The sequence below is a fragment of the Streptomyces sp. NPDC048270 genome, from assembly GCF_040652335.1.
In the GTDB taxonomy this organism is placed as follows: domain Bacteria; phylum Actinomycetota; class Actinomycetes; order Streptomycetales; family Streptomycetaceae; genus Streptomyces.
Map to the genome: position 1 here is coordinate 150,034 of NZ_JBEZLV010000005.1, position 16,044 is coordinate 166,077.

19 protein-coding genes are annotated in these 16,044 nt (G+C 70.1%); 14 read left to right on the forward strand and 5 right to left on the reverse strand.

The features are described from left to right. Positions 1-55 precede the first annotated feature (55 nt). Genes AB0D66_RS07490 through AB0D66_RS07500 form a run of 3 tightly spaced genes read left to right on the forward strand, consistent with a single transcriptional unit; the run spans position 56 to position 1,236 of the window. Positions 56-277 carry a CarD family transcriptional regulator gene (locus AB0D66_RS07490; protein WP_329387870.1) on the forward strand — a complete coding sequence of 74 codons (222 nt, stop codon included), beginning with the start codon at positions 56-58 and terminating at the stop codon, positions 275-277. Positions 278-328: 51 nt separating this feature from the next. Next, positions 329-817: a ribonuclease domain-containing protein gene (locus tag AB0D66_RS07495; protein ID WP_362298055.1), complete on the forward strand. Its 489-nt coding sequence runs from the start codon at positions 329-331 to the stop codon at positions 815-817. Further along, on the forward strand, positions 814-1,236 hold the full coding sequence (locus AB0D66_RS07500) for a barstar family protein (protein WP_362298058.1): 423 nt from the start codon (positions 814-816) through the stop codon (positions 1,234-1,236). The genes AB0D66_RS07495 and AB0D66_RS07500 overlap by 4 nt, the downstream gene beginning before the upstream one ends. 204 nt (positions 1,237-1,440) lie before the next feature. On the opposite strand, the gene AB0D66_RS07505 is transcribed toward AB0D66_RS07500, so the two are convergent. The 5 genes from AB0D66_RS07505 to AB0D66_RS07525 form a co-directional block, all read right to left on the reverse strand. After that, positions 1,441-1,917: a group II truncated hemoglobin gene (locus AB0D66_RS07505; RefSeq protein ID WP_362298060.1), complete on the reverse strand. Its 477-nt coding sequence runs from the start codon at positions 1,915-1,917 to the stop codon at positions 1,441-1,443. A 2-nt stretch (positions 1,918-1,919) separates the two neighbouring features. Continuing rightward, positions 1,920-2,243 (reverse strand): antibiotic biosynthesis monooxygenase family protein, encoded by a 324-nt coding sequence (locus AB0D66_RS07510; RefSeq protein WP_362298063.1) that lies wholly within the window; start codon positions 2,241-2,243, stop codon positions 1,920-1,922. Between the two features lie 73 nt (positions 2,244-2,316). Next, positions 2,317-2,826, reverse strand: a complete 510-nt coding sequence (locus AB0D66_RS07515; RefSeq protein WP_362298066.1) for a hypothetical protein — start codon at positions 2,824-2,826, stop codon at positions 2,317-2,319. Between the two features lie 54 nt (positions 2,827-2,880). After that, positions 2,881-4,599, reverse strand: coding sequence for an FAD-dependent oxidoreductase (locus AB0D66_RS07520; RefSeq protein ID WP_362298069.1), 1,719 nt, complete (start codon positions 4,597-4,599; stop codon positions 2,881-2,883). Beyond that, the gene (locus AB0D66_RS07525) at positions 4,596-4,868 is read right to left on the reverse strand and encodes a UBP-type zinc finger domain-containing protein (protein ID WP_362298072.1); all 273 of its coding nucleotides are present in this window, start codon (positions 4,866-4,868) and stop codon (positions 4,596-4,598) included. Before AB0D66_RS07525 ends, AB0D66_RS07520 begins: the two co-directional genes overlap by 4 nt. Positions 4,869-5,155: 287 nt before the next feature. Between AB0D66_RS07525 and AB0D66_RS07530 the strand changes: the two genes are divergently transcribed. The 11 genes from AB0D66_RS07530 to glgX are packed head-to-tail and all read left to right on the forward strand — an operon-like array spanning position 5,156 to position 16,032. Continuing rightward, positions 5,156-5,980, forward strand: a complete 825-nt coding sequence (locus AB0D66_RS07530) for a type 1 glutamine amidotransferase domain-containing protein (protein WP_362298075.1) — start codon at positions 5,156-5,158, stop codon at positions 5,978-5,980. A gap of 48 nt (positions 5,981-6,028) precedes the next feature. After that, positions 6,029-7,672: a thiamine pyrophosphate-binding protein gene (locus tag AB0D66_RS07535; protein ID WP_362298078.1), complete on the forward strand. Its 1,644-nt coding sequence runs from the start codon at positions 6,029-6,031 to the stop codon at positions 7,670-7,672. A 38-nt stretch (positions 7,673-7,710) separates the two neighbouring features. Beyond that, positions 7,711-8,145, forward strand: a complete 435-nt coding sequence (locus tag AB0D66_RS07540) for a nuclear transport factor 2 family protein (protein WP_362298081.1) — start codon at positions 7,711-7,713, stop codon at positions 8,143-8,145. Positions 8,146-8,170: 25 nt separating this feature from the next. Then, positions 8,171-8,626: a nuclear transport factor 2 family protein gene (locus tag AB0D66_RS07545; protein WP_362298083.1), complete on the forward strand. Its 456-nt coding sequence runs from the start codon at positions 8,171-8,173 to the stop codon at positions 8,624-8,626. Positions 8,627-8,639: 13 nt separating this feature from the next. Then, entirely contained in the window at positions 8,640-9,011 is a 372-nt protein-coding gene (locus AB0D66_RS07550) for a nuclear transport factor 2 family protein (RefSeq protein WP_326592261.1), read from the forward strand. Between the two features lie 9 nt (positions 9,012-9,020). Next, positions 9,021-10,625: a GMC oxidoreductase gene (locus AB0D66_RS07555; protein WP_362298088.1), complete on the forward strand. Its 1,605-nt coding sequence runs from the start codon at positions 9,021-9,023 to the stop codon at positions 10,623-10,625. Next, a complete protein-coding gene (locus tag AB0D66_RS07560) occupies positions 10,618-11,229 on the forward strand; it encodes a DJ-1/PfpI family protein (RefSeq protein ID WP_362298091.1) in 612 nt (203 codons plus the stop codon). Before AB0D66_RS07555 ends, AB0D66_RS07560 begins: the two co-directional genes overlap by 8 nt. Beyond that, the gene (locus AB0D66_RS07565; protein ID WP_362298094.1) at positions 11,229-11,675 is read left to right on the forward strand and encodes a VOC family protein; all 447 of its coding nucleotides are present in this window, start codon (positions 11,229-11,231) and stop codon (positions 11,673-11,675) included. Before AB0D66_RS07560 ends, AB0D66_RS07565 begins: the two co-directional genes overlap by 1 nt. Position 11,676: 1 nt before the next feature. Beyond that, positions 11,677-13,500 (forward strand): AGE family epimerase/isomerase, encoded by a 1,824-nt coding sequence (locus tag AB0D66_RS07570; RefSeq protein ID WP_362298097.1) that lies wholly within the window; start codon positions 11,677-11,679, stop codon positions 13,498-13,500. A 37-nt stretch (positions 13,501-13,537) separates the two neighbouring features. Further along, complete coding sequence (locus AB0D66_RS07575) at positions 13,538-13,888, forward strand: STAS domain-containing protein (protein WP_362298100.1); 351 nt, start codon at positions 13,538-13,540, stop codon at positions 13,886-13,888. After that, complete coding sequence (gene glgX / locus AB0D66_RS07580) at positions 13,885-16,032, forward strand: glycogen debranching protein GlgX (RefSeq protein WP_362298103.1); 2,148 nt, start codon at positions 13,885-13,887, stop codon at positions 16,030-16,032. The genes AB0D66_RS07575 and glgX overlap by 4 nt, the downstream gene beginning before the upstream one ends. Positions 16,033-16,044: the final 12 nt, after the last annotated feature.

Sequence of the window (16,044 nt, forward strand, 5' to 3'; positions counted from 1 at the left end):
ATTGAGATCCGAACGGCGGACCGCGGGGCGGCCTGCTGGGCGCATACTGGTCTCAATGACAAAGTCAGCAGTACCTCGCCGCCATTTGCCGTCCAGCCCGTTCAAGGCCCCCGTGGAACAGCCCATCCGGCAGTTCAGCGTCGGCGACCGGGTGTCCCACGATGAGCACGGCCTCGGCCGTGTCGTAGGAATCGAGGAGGGGATCGCCGTTCTCGTCGACTTCGGGTCGGTCCAGAAACGGGTCCTGAGCCCGTACACCAAGATGTCCGCGCTCTGAGGCCGTAAGGCGCGATTCGCGAGCGAATCGGATATTTGGCACGATCGGTGCATGATCCCTTGGAACGTGCCCCGGTTGCTGTTGCGTTTGCTGGGGGCCGTCTTCCTGTGCGCCGCGCTGGTCGGCGCGGTGGGGTGCGGCGGGAAGGAAGCCGCGTCGCCTGCCGCGGCCAGTTCCGGTGCCGTGTCGGGTGCCGCGCCCAGTGCTGCACCCAGTGCCGCCCGCAGCGCCGCGCCCAGTGCCGTTCCCGGGTGGGCGAAGGGGATGGCGACGGTCCGGGCCGACGCCCTGCCGCAGCAGGCCAGGGACGTGCTCGCGCTCATCGACAAGGGCGGGCCGTATCCGTACCGCCAGGACGGGACGGTCTTCGGGAACTTCGAGAAGGCCCTGCCCCGGCAGAAGCGCGGCTACTACCACGAGTTCACGGTGCGGACCCCGGGGGAGCGGGACCGCGGGGCCCGGCGGATCGTGACGGGTCAGGGTGGGGAGTTCTACTACACGGACGACCACTACGACACCTTCAAGGCGGTTCTCCGATGACCCTGGACCCGCAGCCGCTCGCCCCCGCGCTCGCCGCCGCCGAATCCGCCGGGTGGACCACCCTCAGGCTGGACCTGGACGGCGTACGGGGAAAGGCCGAGCTGATGCGGCGGTGCGGGGACGCCCTGCGGGTGCCGGAGTGGTTCGGCGGGAACTGGGACGCGCTGGCCGATTCCCTGAGGGACCTGTCGTGGCTGCCGGATGCCGGGGGACGGCTGGTGGCCGTGACCTCGTGGCGGGGCTTCGCCGGGGCGCGGCCGCGGGACTGGGAGGTCCTGGTGGAGGTGCTCGAGGAGGCCGTGGACTTCTGGCGGGAGCAGGACGGTGGGCCGGGGCTGACGGTGCTGCTGGCCGAGCCGGGGTCCGCCGGGACGGCTGCCGGGGATCGGACCCCGCGCCTCAAGCGCCGGCGGGGCTGAAGGACTCGGGGCTCCGCCCCGGACCCCGCGCCTCAAACGCCGGCGGGGCTGGAGTTGCCGGCCGGGGTGGAGGAACCGGCTTTGCCCCGGGCCCGCGCCTCAAACGCCGGCGGGGCTGGAGTTGCCGGGTGGGGGATCGGGGGATCCGGGTTCCGCCCGTCGGGCCCGTGCAGGGGGCAAGGGTGGCCCTGCCCCCTTTCGGTGTCAGGCGCTCGGGGTCTTCGGGATCCAGGGCGGGGTCTGGCCCCAGGACCAGACGGGGATCTTGGCCGCGTCGACCGGGGGCGGGTGGGGGCCCGAGTAGATCAGGGCCATGCGGGTGCCCCACTCGATGTAGTAGGCGAACACGCCCCGGAACTCGGGGTCCGTCGGGAGGCCGACCTCGTCCGCCGTGTCCATGAGCAGGTCCACCCAGCGGCGGCGCTGCTTCTCGGTGATGGCGCGGCCCAGGTGCTTGGTGGCCATGTGCTGGTGCCCGCCGTGGTGGGCGGTGTAGTCCGACGGGCCGCCGAAGACCTCCGACAGCCAGACCGCGACGTGCCGCGGGTGCTCGGAGTCCATGCCGGCGAAGACCGGGGCCAGGATCTCGTCCCGCAGGGCGTGGGCGTAGAACGCGTCGGTGAGGCGGTTCATCGCCTCCTCGCCGCCCATCCACTCGTAGATCGTGGGTGTCGTGCTCATGGTCACCCCGCGGCCTTTCCCGTTCCTACGACCGACGTCACGGTGTAGTGCTGCATCTCCTCGATGGCCGTCACGTACGGCCGGATCGCGCTGAAGAAGGCCGGGAAGTGCTCGCCCTTGCGGAAGCCGCCCAGGTGCGCGTCGACCGAGGTCCAGCGGATGCGCAGGATGTAGCGCTCCTTCTCCTCCTCGCAGCGGGCCAGTTCGTAGTCGATGCACTCGGGCGAGGCGGCCAGGGACTCGGCCGCCCGGGTGTACGCGTCCTCGAACGCCTGCTGGTCGTCCAATGCGATCCGGTAGCGGATGTATTCGACGGTGGTGGTCATGGGTGCGTGCCTCTCCCTGGATGGTGGTCGTGGCCAGCCTTACGGGATCATGCGTGCCCGTGGGGGAATCGCGCTATTCGGAGTCGGACTTCCTGGAGTCGACGTCCTGCGCCAGGTCCGGACCCTGCGCGCGGACCTGCTGGACCTTGTCCAGGGAGTCGCGCAGTTCCGCCAGCCAGGTGTCGGTGTTGCGCCCCACCAGGCGCACGCACCAGGCGAGGGCGTCGGCCCGGCTGCGGGCGACGCCGGCGGCGACCAGGGTGTCGAGGACCTGGCGCTCGGACTGGCGCAGGCGGGTCATGACCGGGACGGCGAGGTGGGTGAAGAGGGTGGTCTCCCCGCCCGCCCACACGCCCCAGGCGACCTTGCGGCGGTAGAGCTCCTCCGCCTCGCGGGCCACTTCGATGCGCTGTTCGCGGGTGCGTTCGCGGAACGCCTTGACCGACTCGTTCGCCGGCGGGATGCCGACGACCGTGATCTCCTCGCGGTCGGCCGTGACCGACACGAGGGACTCGTACACGTCCACCGGCAGGCGCTCGGCGAACCAGGCGCGGAGCTGTTCGCTCTGTTCGGCTGTAATCATGTAATCAACATTGCGTCCGCTCCCCGCTTGATCGCAAGGGCCGGGTGTTCGCTCTCAGCCCATCGAGCGGTAGCGGTGGATCAGCGAGACGGCCATCGCGCCCTCGCCGACCCCCGACGCGACCCGTTTGACCGAGTGGGCGCGCACGTCGCCCGCCGCGAACACGCCGGGGACGCTGGTCTCCAGCGGGTAGGGGGCCCGTTCCAGGCTCCACTCGGCCGGCAGCTCGCCGCCGTTGGCGATCAGGTCCGAGCCGGTGAGCACGAAGCCGTACTCGTCGCGCTCGACGACGCCCGAGAGCCAGTCGGTGTGCGGGCGGGCGCCGATGAAGGTGAACATGAAGCGGGCCGGGACCTCGGTGTCCTCGCCCGTGTCCGCGTCGTGGAGGGTCAGCCGCTCCAGGTGCTCCTCGCCGTGCAGGCGGACCACCGTCGTACGGACCCGCACCTCGACGTTCGGGGTGCGGTCGATCTCGTCGATCAGGTAGCGGGACATGCTCGCGTCCAGGGAGGCCGCGCGGACCAGGATCGTCACGCGGGCCGCGTACTTGGCGAAGTGGACGGCCGCTTGGCCGGCCGAGTTGGCCCCGCCCACGATGAACACGTGCTGCGAGATGCAGGCCGAGCTCTCGGTGGTGGCCGCGCCGTAGTAGAGCCCCGCGCCCTCGAAACGGTCCGCGCCGGGTGCCTCGAGGCGGTTGTACGAGACCCCCGTGGCCAGCAGCACCGTCTCGGCGCTGATCTCCGTGCCGTCGGCCAGCGTCAGGATCTTCGCCGGGTCGTCGCGGGTCAGCGAGACCACCTCGACCGGGTGCAGGATCTCGGCGCCGAACCGGGAGGCCTGGATGGTGGCGCGGCGGGTCAGATCGCCGCCCGAGAGGCCCGAGGGGAAGCCGAGGTAGTTCTCGATCAGGCTGGAGGTGCCGGCCTGGCCGCCCGGGGCGCGGGCGTCCAGCATCAGCGTGGACAGGCCCTCCGAGGCGGCGTAGACCCCCGCCGCCAGGCCGGCCGGGCCCGCGCCCACGATGACGCACTCGTAGTGCGGGCGGGAGGCGGTGGTGGCCAGCCCCAGGTGCTGGGCGAGCTGGGTGTCGGTCGGGGCCGAGAGCACCGCTCCGTCCGGGAAGCGGACGAGCGGCAGCGCGGCGTCGGGCTGGCCGGCGATCAGGGTCAGCGCCTCGGGGTCCCGTTCCACGTTGAGGAAGCGGAACGGCTGTCCGTTGCGGGTGAAGAAGTCCCGCACGGCGTGGGTCCCGGGGGAGACCAGGTGGCCGGCGACGATGATCCCGTCGTACGCGGGCCGGTAGGTGGCCAGCCAGTCCGACAGCAGGTCGTCCAGGACCGGGAAGAGCCGCTCGTGCGGCGGGTCCCACGGCTTGAGCAGGTAGTAGTCCAGCCGGACCCGGTTGATCGCGGTGATGGCCGCGTCGGTCTCGGCGTACGCGGTCAGCAGCACGCGCCGGGCGTCCGGGAAGCGGCTGACCGCCTCCAGCAGGAACTCGACGCCGGTGACGTCGGGCATCCGCTGGTCCACGAGGAACAGCGCCGGGTCGTGGCCGCGTTCGTCGAGGGAGTCCAGGATCTTCAGGGCGTCGGCGGCCGAGGACGCGCCGAGCACCCGGTAGCGGTCTCCGTAGGCGCTGCGCAGGTCGCGGCGGACCGCGCGCAGCACCTGCGGGTCGTCGTCCACGGCCAGGATGACGGGCTTGCGGTTCTCCGCGCGCTCGGTCGCGGCGGCCGTCACGGCGGCGGCGCCCTCGGGGGCCGCGCTCACGCCGGGTCCAGCATCAGCTTGTCGGCGTAGCACCAGGCCCAGTCCTCACCGGGCTCGTGGGAGGCGGCGATGGGGTGCTCGGAGGCGCGGTAGTGCCGGGTGGCGTGACGGTTCTTCGAGGAGTCACAGCACCCGACGTGTCCGCAGCTGAGGCACATCCGCAGATGCACCCAGCCGTCACCGGCGATGAGGCACTCCTCGCAGCCCTCGGTCCCGGGCTTCACCGGACGTATCTGGTCGATGTGTGTGCACAACAGGTCCATCGTCATCGTCCCCGTCCCTCTCCTCGTGCTCGCGCTCGTCAGCCGACACAGCCGCGCGCCCGTGATTCACGGCGCGTCCAGACGATAGATCGGGGCCCCGGCAACGGTTCACTGATTCGGCCGAAGTCAGGTAGTCCTGAAGCTACTTCATGATGTCGGCGGACGACTTCCTGAGGTGCCCCCATGACCTGGGCCGCTACCTCACGAAGTCGCACACGGGCGCTTTGACGCAGCCTCTGGGCGCGGCCAGTGTGGTGGACGCCAACGACAACAGGCGGCGCCTGGAGGAATACGTGAGCAGAAAGATTCTGGTCATTGTCTCCGAACACGGTTACTGGGCCGAAGAACTGATAGGCCCGGTATCGAAGTTCGATGAGCGGGGCTACGAGGTCATATTCGCCACGCCGACCGGAAAGCGTGCACACGCTCTCCCGCCGAGCCTCGACGCGAACTACATCGACCCTCCACTGGGACGCTCGGTCACCACCGAGGAGAACGCGCGGCTGGGCCGGGAGTTCGAGCAGTCGAGCCGGCTCGACTCGCCGCTCGACATCGAGGCGTGGGTCCCCGAGCGCCCGTACACGAGCGACGAGGGCTATCTGCGCAAGCTCGAGCAGTACCACCGCGATCTGGACAAGCTGGACGCCGACATCGCCGACTACGACGCGATCCTCATCGTCGGCGGCAGCGGCCCGATCGCCGACCTCGCCAACAACGAGCGCGTGCACGCCCTGATCCTGGCCTTCGAGAGGGCCGGCAAGGTCGTGGCCGCGGAGTGCTACGGGGTCGCCTGCCTGGCCTTCGCCCGGGACTGGAGCGACCGCAAGAGCATCATCCGGGGCAAGCACGTGACCGGCCACTGCAAGGAGTACGACTACAAGGACGGCACCGGGTTCCTCGGTACCGACTTCAACATGGGCCCGCCGCCGTACCCGCTGGAGTACATCCTGCGCGATGCGACCGGCCCGAGCGGCGCATACCACGGGAATTTCGGAAAGCCGGTGTCCGTCATCGTCGACTTCCCGTTCGTGACCGGACGGTCCACCCCGGACTCGTACCTCACCGGACAGAAGATCGTGGAAGTCCTCGAGGACGGCCTCACCCGATACGGCTGGTAGTCCTGGAATCTGGTGGGCCGGAAACTCGTGGGAATGAGGGGGAGTTCGATGAATACCGGAGCCACTCCCGGACGGGAAAGGCTGATCGAGCAGTTCAAGGCCGACGGCCTGAGGGTGATGTTCGGAAATCCGGGGACGGTGGAGCAGGGATTCCTCGACGCGGTGGACGCGGCGGAGGACTTCCAGTACATCCTCGCCCTCCAGGAGACCGTGGCCGCCGGTATCGCCGACGGATACGCCCGGGCGACCGGCGGCGCGGCGCTCCTCCAGCTGCACTCCGGGGTGGGGCTGGGCAACGGCATCGGGATGCTCTACCAGTCGCTGCGCGGCCACACCCCGCTCGTCGTGATCGCCGGTGACGCCGGGGTGCGCTACGACGCCATGGACGCGCAGATGGCGTCCGACCTGGTGGCGATGGCCAAACCGGTGACGAAGTACGCCACCCGGGTCACCGACCGGCACTCCGTGCTCCGCACCATCCGGCGGGCCGTGAAGATCGCGCTCACCCCGCCCCGCGGACCCGTGTTCGTGGCGCTGCCGATGGACGTGCTGGACGAGCTCAACTCCGAGCCCGTGCTGCCCGCCACGGTGCCGCTCACGGACGTGGCGCCGTCGCCGGCCTCGGTGGGGCGGGCGGCCGAGCTGCTCGCCTCCGCCCAGCGGCCCGTCCTCCTCATCGGGGACGGGGTCTCGCTCTCCGGGGCGCAGAACGAACTGGCGGCCGTCGCCGAGCTGCTGGGCGCCGACGTGTACGAGGTCGACTCCTCCGAGGTCAACATCGCGGCCTCGCACCCGCTGCGGCGGGGCCAGACGGGCCACATGTTCGGCCCGCACAGCAAGGAGCTGGTCGGGGCGGCCGACGGGGTGCTGATCGTCGGCACCTACGTCTTCCCGGAGGTGTTCCCCGAACTGGAGAGCCCCTTCCGGGCCGGCGCGAAGGTCGTCCACATCGACCTCAACGCCTACGAGATCGCCAAGAACCACCCCGTCGACCTGGGCCTCGCCGCCGATCCCAAGCAGGCGCTGCGCGCCCTGGCGGGCGTACTGGAGCACCGGCTGACCCCGCAGCAGCGGGCCGCCGCGGCCGCCCGGATCGACGTACGGGCCCGGGAGCGGGCCCGCGCGGCGCGGTCGGCCACCGACGGCGGCACGCCGATGGAGGTCTTCCTGCGGACCCTCGCCGAGCGCACCGGCGGGGACCTGATCGTCTTCGACGAGGCGCTGACCACCTCCCCGCTGGTCACGAAGTACCTGCCCGCGGAGCGCCCGGGCGACTACCACCTCACCCGGGGCGGCTCGCTGGGCGTGGGCTTCCCGGGCGCGGTCGGCGCCAAGCTGGCCCGCCCGGACCGGCTCGTCGTCGGCTTCGCGGGCGACGGCGGGTCGATGTACACCTACCAGGCGCTGTGGACGGCGGCCCGGCACGGCATCGACGCCAAGTTCGTCGTCTGCAACAACCGCAAGTACCGGCTGCTGGACGACAACATCGCCCAGTACTGGCGGGAGCGGGACATCCCGGAGCACGGGTTCCCGGGCTCCTTCGACCTCTCCCACCCCGAGATCGACTTCGCCGGGCTGGCCCGGTCGCTCGGCGCCGGCGGCACGCGGGTGGAGAAGCCGGACGAGGCGGCCGCCGCCGTGAGCCGGATGCTGGCCCACCCCGGTCCGTTCCTCGTCGACATCCAGATCTGACCAGAGCAGTCACCCAGCACGGAACAGGAGGAGACCGCATGCCCGCCGAGCGGCAGTTGACCGAGGACGCGATCCGCAGTTTCGCCGAGGACTGGTACGTGGCGCTGGACCAGCACGTACCGCTGGACCAGGTGCTCGCCCTGATCACCGAGGACCTGGAGTTCAAGGTCCCCGAGGACGTCTTCCTCGGGCACCAGGGCTTCGGCCGCTGGTACGAGGCCGTCACCCACCGGTTCTTCGACGAGGTGCACACCGTCACGAAGGTGGAGCCCGTCGTCGAGGGCGACCGGGCGATCGTCCGGGTGCTCGTCAACTGGCAGGCCAAGATCTGGAACCCGCCGGCCGCCCGCAGCGAATGGCTCGGCTTCGACGCCGACCAGACCTGGACCGTGGTGGCAGGCCCCGACGGGCCGCTGATCAAGCAGTACACGGTCAACGACCTGGCTCCGATGCCCGGTTCCGGCTCCCTCTGACCGCGCCGGCGAAGGAGAAGCGACGATGACCGAAGTGACACGGGACCGGGTCCGGGCGGCGTACGCCGCCCTCGGCTCCGGCGACCGGGCGCGCATCCTGGAGTACTACTCCGAGGACCTGCGCTGGCTGGTGCCGGGCAACCACCCGCTCGCCGGCTGGTACGAGAGCCTGGACGCCTTCCTGGAGCTGATGGGCCAGACCCACAAGCTCACGGGCGGCACCTTCCGGATGGACCTGGAAGCGGTCCTGGTCGGGGAGGACTGTTCCGCCGACGTCTGCCGCAACGTCGCCGTGCGCGACGGCGCGGACCAAGGCAGCCGGTCCCCGTACGAGCGGATGGACTACCCGGTCTTCCACTTCATGCGGTGGCGGGACGGCCGGATCGTCGAGGGCCGCGACGGGCTCTTCGGCGACACCGCCTCCGCCTTCAGCCAGTTCTGGGCGCCGTTCGCGCCGGACGGAACCCGCAGGGACCGATAGGGGGATGCGCGCGATGGACGCACGACAGATCTTGACCAAGTACTACGAGTACGCCAACGCCGGGGACTGGGACCGCTGGTGCGACCTGTTCGCCGACGACCAGGTGATGGACGAGCAGCTCGCCGGCCACATCGAGGGCCTGGAGGTCCTGCGCTCGATGATGAAGGGCATGGGCACGATGTACCGGGTCTTCCGGAACGAGCCCGTGCACTTCATCGTCGACGGCGAGAAGGCCGCGGCCGTCTCGCACCTGACCGCCGTCAGCGCCTCCGGCGAGGCCATCGAGGCCGAGGTCATGAACTTCTTCCGGATCGTGGACGGAAAGATCGCCTACATGGCGAACTACCACGACACGGTTCCCTTCCAGGTGCTGAGCCAGGGCTGAGGGGGACCCGTGAGCGTCGAAGAGTACGACTACATCGTCGTGGGATCCGGCACCGCGGGCAGCGTGCTGGCGGCCCGGCTCTCCGAGGACCCGGACGTCTCCGTCCTCGTCCTGGAGGCGGGCGGCTCGCGGATCCCGCCCGAGGTGGACGACCCGTCCTCCTGGTACAAGCTCCTCGGCGGGCCCGTGGACTGGGGCTACACCAGTACCCCGCAGCCCGGCCTCGACGGTCGCCGCACCTACGAACCGCGCGGCAAGGCCCCCGGCGGCAGCAGCAACCTCTACATCATGATGCACATCCGGGGCCACGCCTCGGACTTCGACAACTGGGCCTACCAGGGCGCCGCCGGCTGGGCGCACGAGGACGTGCTCCCGTACTTCGCCCTGCTGGAGGGCCAGGAGGACGCGACCGCCGCCACCACCGGCACCCGCGGCCCCCAGCGGATCACCAACGCCGGACAGCACGGCCCCAACCCGGTCTCGCGGGCCTTCATCGACGCGGCGGTCGAGCTGGGCCACGAGGAGATCGCCGACTTCAACACCGACGGTCCCCGGCGCGGCCTCTTCGGCACCGGCTGGCACCACATCGACGTGGCCGACGGCCGCCGCCAGGGGGTGCTGGCCGCCTACCTGGAGCCCGCGCTCGGACGCTCCAACCTGACCCTGCGCACCAACGCGCAGTCCACCCGGCTGCTCTTCGACGGGGACACCTGCACGGGCGTCGAGTACGCCCAGCTGCGGGCCCCCGCCGAGATCCCGGGCCGGACCGTCCGGGACGGACACAGCAGCGCCGCCGCGCCCGGGCTGCACACCGTACGGGCCCGCCGGGAGGTGGTCGTGGCCGCGGGGGCGATCGAGTCCCCGAAGCTGCTGCTGCTCTCCGGCATCGGCCACCCCGAGCAGCTGCGCGAGCACGGCATCGAGGTCACCGCGGCCCTGCCCGGGGTCGGCGAGAACTTCCACAACCACGTCCTGACCGGGCTGATGGCCGAGGTCACCCAGGAGCTCCCGCCGCCGGCGCAGAACCTGTCGGAGAGCGCTCTGTTCCTGTCCTCGCAGCCCGGGCTGCCCGCGCCGGACCTCCAGATCGCCTTCGTCCACGTGCCCTTCGACGTGATCGTCGGCCAGGACCACCCCAACACGGTGTCCATCCTGCCGGGGGTCGTACGGCCGGTCTCGCGCGGCTGGATCAGGCTGGCGAGCGCCGACCCGCTGGCCCACCCGCTGATCAACCCGAACTACCTGGGCGACCGGTGGGACCTGGAGCGGATGGTGCAGGGCGTCAAGATCGCCCGGGAGATCTTCGCGACCTCCGCCTTCTCGCCCTGGTACAAGCAGGAGCTCCAGCCCGGTCCGGGCTACGTGGGCGAGGACGACCTGCGGACCTTCGTGAAGCAGAAGTCGGAGAGCTACCACCACCAGGCCGGCTCCTGCCGCATGGGCATCGACGACCTCTCCGTCGTCGACCCCGAGCTGCGGGTGCACGGCGTGCGCAACCTGCGCGTCGTCGACGCCAGCGTGATGCCCGCGGTTCCGTCGGGCAACTGCCACACCGCCATCGCGATGATCGCCGAGCGCGCGGCGGACTTCCTGAGGGGGGTGTCCCGTGCCTGATGCCGTCCTGCGCGAGGGTGCGCTGTCCGGGACCCGGATCGCGGTCCTGGTCGAGAGCGACTACTACGAGCCGGAGATCTTCTACTACCAGCACCGGTTCGCGGAGGAGGGCGCCGAGGTCGACTTCCTGACCCGGCTGTGGGGCAACGACTCCATCACCTTCACCGGGCACGAGTACCGGGCGCCGTTCACCGCGAACCAGTCCCTGGAGGGGCTGGGCGACGACGACCTGCGCCGGTACGCGGCGATCATCGTGCCGTCCGGCATGGTGGCCGACCGGCTGCGCTACACCGAGGACGTGGACGTCCTCGCCCCGGCGACGGAGCTGCTGCGCCGGGCCTTCGAGGAGCCGACCGTCCTCAAGGGGATCATCTGCCACGGGATGTGGCTGGCCTCCTCGATCCCGGACAAGGTGCGCGGCCGCAAGGTCGTCTGCCACAACAACCTCATCGGCGACGTCCGGAACATGGGCGCCCAGTACGTCGACGAGGACGTGGTGGTCGACGGGGACCTGGTCACCGGCCGCACCGGCGCCCACCACCACCTGTTCGCCCGCCGGATCATCGAACTGATCGCGGCCGGGCGGGGCCGGGGAGCCGGCTGATGGCGGGCGCCGCGGACCGGCCGATGGTCTGGTCGCACGTGGGCCTCAACTGCAGGGACCAGAAGACCACCGAGGACTTCTACACCCGCTACTTCGGCTTCGCCCGGGCCCGGGTGGTCGACCTCGGAGAGGCCAAGATCGTGTTCCTGCGCAAGGGGGACGCGTACCTGGAGCTCTTCGCGGCCGAGGCCGAACCGGCCCGCGAGGCTCACGACGACGGCCCGCAGGCCCCGGGCCGGATGCGCCACCTGGCCTTCCAGACCGACAGCGTGGACGCGTTCCTGGCCGGACTGGGCGACGCGGCGGAAGTGACCCTGGGACCGCTGGACTTCGACGACTTCATCTGCGGATGGCGGACCGTGTGGGTCCGCGATCCCGACGGGGTGATCGTCGAGGTCAGCCAGGGATACGAGGACGACAGCACTCACGACAAGGACGGTGCATGACATGGCGGATGCCGTGAGCTTCTCCTTCTCCGACACCATCGCGGGCTACGTCGTCCGCTTCGACTCCGGTACCCGCGTGCTGCGGCTGAAGACCTCGGACGGCCGGGAGTTCGACGTCTCCCTGGCCGGCGGCCCCAGCGCCGAGCTGGTCCGCAACCTGGACGAGCCGTACATCGACGCCTCCGGGCACATCGACGAGATGCTGTCGCCGGGCCGGTTCCTCTTCGTCCACGGGGTCCGCTACCCGGAGCAGGGCGGGCGCTACGACGCCAAGCGCCTGGTGTTCCTGGGCCGGGGCGCCGAGGACTACCGCTTCGAGGAGCCCAGCTGGTGGATCAAGCAGATCGAGTCGCTGGCCGACTTCTACAGGCGGGCGCAGTTCGGCGACGGGCCGGTGGACTTCACCGAGTACCGCACCGAGATCCGGCTCGGCGGTGACAAGACCGCGAGCCACGTCCAGGAGACCGACACGATCTCCCGCCTGGTCTACGGGATGGCGTCGGCCTACCTGCTGACGGGCAAGGACGAGTACCTGGAGGTCGCCGAGCGCGGCACCGAGTACCTGCGCAAGCACATGCGGGTCGTGGACAGCGAGGAGGACGTGGTCTTCTGGTACCACGGCATCAGCGTCGACGGGGACAGCGAGCGCAAGCTGTTCACCTCGGAGTTCTCCGACGACTACGACGCGATCCCGATGTACGAGCAGATCTACGCGCTGGCCGGCCCCATCCAGACGTACCGGGTCACCGGGGACGTCCGGATCAAGAACGACGCGGACGCCACCATCCGGCTGTTCGACAAGTTCTTCTTCGACCCGGAGCAGGGCGGCTACTACTCGCACATCGACCCGATCCTCTTCAGCGCCGACCACGAGTCCCTCGGGGAGAACGCCGAGCGCAAGAACTGGAACTCGGTCGGCGACCACGCGCCCGCCTACCTGATCAACCTGTACCTGGCGACCGGCGACCAGAAGTACGCCGACTTCCTCGAGTACACCTTCGACACCATCGCGGACAAGTTCCCGGACTACGAGAACAGCCCCTTCGTCCAGGAGCGCTTCTTCCGCGACTGGTCGCACGACAAGGCGCACAGCTGGCAGCAGGACCGCGCCGTGGTCGGCCACAACCTCAAGATCGCCTGGAACCTGATGCGGATGAACTCGCTGAAGGCCAAGCCGGCGTACGAGGAGCTCGCCAAGAAGATCGGCGAGATCATGCCCGCGGTCGGCAGCGACGTGCAGCGCGGCGGCTGGTACGACGTCGTCGAGCGGACCAAGGCCGGCGACGAGGAGACGTATCGTTTCGCCTGGCACGACCGCAAGGCCTGGTGGCAGCAGGAGCAGGCGATCCTCGCCTACCTCATCCTGGGCGGCACGGTGGGCGGCGACGCCGACGTGCGCGAGGCCCGGCAGGCGGAGGCCTTCTACAACACCTTCTTCCTCGACCACGACGAGGGCGCCGTCTACTTCAACGTGCTCGCCAGCGGCACGCCGTACCTCCTCGGCACCGAGCGGCTCAAGGGCAGCCACTCGATGTCCATGTACCACTCGGCGGAGCTGTGCTACCTCGCCGCCGTCTACAACAACCTGCTCGTCAACGGCCGGGAGATGGACTTCCACTTCCAGCCCGACCCGACCGGCCTGCCCGACCGCATCCTGCGCGTCTCGCCCGACCTGCTCCCGGCCGGCTCGGTGCGGATCGCCTCCGTCGAGATCGACGAGAAGCCGTACACGGACTTCGACGCGGACGCCCTGACCGTGCGGCTGCCCGACGTCCAGGGGCGGGTGAAGGTCAAGGTCCGGCTGCGTCCAGTGGCCAAGAAGTAGCGCTCAACGGGGGGCGCCCCAACCAGAGGGGAAGGCAATGACTCTCAACGTCAAGGAACGCCGGAACAAGACGGGGACCGTACTCGTCGCCACCGGTGAGATCAACAGCGAGACATCCGGATCGCTGCTCCAGGCCCTGCTGCCGCTGGTCCGCGAGGGCAGGCCGCTGAAGATCGACCTCACGGCGGTCACCTACGTGTCCAGCGCGGGCCTGCGCACCCTGCTCGTCGTCTACCGCGAGGCGCAGCACGCCGGCGTCGCCGTCACCCTGTACGGGGTGAGCGAGGAAGTGCGGTTCGTCATGTCGGCCACCGGCTTCCTCGACTTCTTCGAGACCGGCGAGGCGGCGGCCGCGGCCGCCAAGGCCAAGGCCAAGGCCGCGCGATGAGCGAGGCCCAGGCCGAGCAGGTCCTGCGGGTGGACGCCTACCCGACCCACGAGGTGGGCGGGTACCGCGTCCGCGCCGGCAAACCGTTCCCCTTCGGGGCCAACGTGGTCCCCGGCGGGGTCAGCTTCTCCGTCTTCTCCGACCAGGCCACCTCCATGACCCTGGTCATCTTCAAGCGCGGAGAGCCCGAGCCGATGGCCGAGCTGGAGTTCCCCGAGGAATTCCGCACCGGCAGCGTCTTCGCCATGACGGTCTTCGGCCTCGACCACGAGAACATCGAGTACGGGTACCGGGCCGACGGCCCCTACGACCCGGTCAGCGGCCACCGCTTCGACGCCCGGCAGGTCCTCTCCGACCCCTACGCCCGGCTGATCGCCGGCCGCGACGTGTGGGGCGTGGAGCCGGACTACAACCGGGGCTACCAGTACCGTTCCCGCGTCTGCCTCCAGGACTTCGACTGGGGCGACGACACCCCGCTGGGCATCCGCGCCGAGGACCTCGTCGTCTACGAGACCCACGTGCGCGGCTTCACCCGGCACCCCTCCTCGGGGGTCACCGCACCCGGCACCTTCGCGGGGCTGCGCGAGAAGATCCCGTACCTGAAGGAACTCGGGGTGAACTGCGTCGAGCTGCTCCCCGTGTTCGAGTTCGACGAGAGCGACAACCCGCGCTCCAACCCGGAGACCGGCGAGAAGCTCTACGACTACTGGGGCTACAACACCGTCTCGTTCTTCGCACCGAAGGCCGGCTACGCGGCCACCGGGCGGTACGGGATGCAGGGCGACGAGTTCCGCACCCTGATCAAGGACCTGCACGCGGCGGGCATCGAGGTCATCCTCGACGTCGTCTTCAACCACACCGCGGAGGGCAACGAGCAGGGGCCGACGATCTCCTTCAAGGGGCTCGACAACTCCACGTACTACATGCTCACGCCCGAGGGGTACTACTTCAACTTCAGCGGCACCGGCAACACCGTCAACTGCAACCACCCCGTCGTGCGCAACTACGTGCTCGACTGCCTGCGCCACTGGGTCGCCGACTACCACATCGACGGCTTCCGCTTCGACCTCGCGGCCATCCTCGGCCGGTCCCTGGACGGCACCCCGCTGCCCAACCCGCCGCTGCTGGAACTGCTGGCCTACGACCCCGTGCTGCGGCACACCAAGCTCATCGCCGAGGCCTGGGACGCGGGGGGCCTCTACGAGGTCGGCAACTTCCCGGCCTACGGCCGCTGGGCGGAGTGGAACGGGAAGTACCGCGACACCGTACGCCGCTGGCTCAAGGGCGACTCCGGGGTCACCGGCGAGCTGGCCACCCGCATCGCCGGCTCGCCCGACCTCTACTCGAGCCGCGGCACCGCGGCCTCGGTCAACTTCCTGACCGCGCACGACGGGTTCACCCTCGCCGACCTGGTCTCCTACAACGACAAGCACAACGAGGCCAACGGCGAGGACAACAACGACGGCGCGAACGACAACAACAGCTGGAACTGCGGCGCGGAGGGGCCGACCGACGACCCCGAGATCAACCGGCTGCGGACCCGGCAGATGAAGAACGCCCTCGCCATCCTCTTCACCAGCCAGGGCATCCCGATGCTGCTGGCGGGGGACGAGGTCGCGCGGACGCAGTGGGGCAACAACAACACGTACTGCCAGGACAACGAGCTGTCCTGGTTCGACTGGGACCAGGTCGACGACAACGCCGAACTGCTTCGGTTCACCCGCGAGATGATCGCCTTCCGGGGGCGCCACCGCGAACTGCGCTCCACCTCCCACCCCACCGGACAGGTCCGCGAGCACCTCGGCCTGCCGGACATCAGCTGGCACGGGGAGCGGGCCTGGCAGCCCGACTGGTCGGACGAGAGCCGGCTGCTGGCGGTGGCCCGCTGCGGCACCGGCGACGACGACGTGGTGTACGTGGCCATGAACTCGCACTGGGAGGCGCACGACCTGGAGCTGCCCGCCCTGCCCGGCGGCCGCAGCTGGCACCTGTTCGCCGACACGGGCGCCGAGGCGCCGCACGACATCCGCACCCCGGACACCGAGCAGGAGCTGGACAACGCGGGGAAGTACCTGATCGGCCCGCGCTCGGTCGTGATCCTGGTGGGCCGCACCAACGACCCCGAGCGCTTCGACACGCCCTGACCGAAGGAGACC

Coding starts and splice junctions, on each gene's coding strand:
- AB0D66_RS07565 (WP_362298094.1), top strand. CDS start 11,229: ATGGCGGGCGCCGCGGACCGGCCGATGGTCTGGTCGCACGTGGGCCTC.
- AB0D66_RS07545 (WP_362298083.1), top strand. CDS start 8,171: ATGACCGAAGTGACACGGGACCGGGTCCGGGCGGCGTACGCCGCCCTC.
- AB0D66_RS07540 (WP_362298081.1), top strand. CDS start 7,711: ATGCCCGCCGAGCGGCAGTTGACCGAGGACGCGATCCGCAGTTTCGCC.
- AB0D66_RS07515 (WP_362298066.1), bottom strand. CDS start 2,826: ATGATTACAGCCGAACAGAGCGAACAGCTCCGCGCCTGGTTCGCCGAG.
- AB0D66_RS07535 (WP_362298078.1), top strand. CDS start 6,029: ATGAATACCGGAGCCACTCCCGGACGGGAAAGGCTGATCGAGCAGTTC.
- AB0D66_RS07500 (WP_362298058.1), top strand. CDS start 814: ATGACCCTGGACCCGCAGCCGCTCGCCCCCGCGCTCGCCGCCGCCGAA.
- AB0D66_RS07525 (WP_362298072.1), bottom strand. CDS start 4,868: ATGACGATGGACCTGTTGTGCACACACATCGACCAGATACGTCCGGTG.
- AB0D66_RS07490 (WP_329387870.1), top strand. CDS start 56: ATGACAAAGTCAGCAGTACCTCGCCGCCATTTGCCGTCCAGCCCGTTC.
- AB0D66_RS07510 (WP_362298063.1), bottom strand. CDS start 2,243: ATGACCACCACCGTCGAATACATCCGCTACCGGATCGCATTGGACGAC.
- glgX (WP_362298103.1), top strand. CDS start 13,885: ATGAGCGAGGCCCAGGCCGAGCAGGTCCTGCGGGTGGACGCCTACCCG.
- AB0D66_RS07575 (WP_362298100.1), top strand. CDS start 13,538: ATGACTCTCAACGTCAAGGAACGCCGGAACAAGACGGGGACCGTACTC.
- AB0D66_RS07550 (WP_326592261.1), top strand. CDS start 8,640: ATGGACGCACGACAGATCTTGACCAAGTACTACGAGTACGCCAACGCC.
- AB0D66_RS07495 (WP_362298055.1), top strand. CDS start 329: ATGATCCCTTGGAACGTGCCCCGGTTGCTGTTGCGTTTGCTGGGGGCC.
- AB0D66_RS07570 (WP_362298097.1), top strand. CDS start 11,677: ATGGCGGATGCCGTGAGCTTCTCCTTCTCCGACACCATCGCGGGCTAC.
- AB0D66_RS07505 (WP_362298060.1), bottom strand. CDS start 1,917: ATGAGCACGACACCCACGATCTACGAGTGGATGGGCGGCGAGGAGGCG.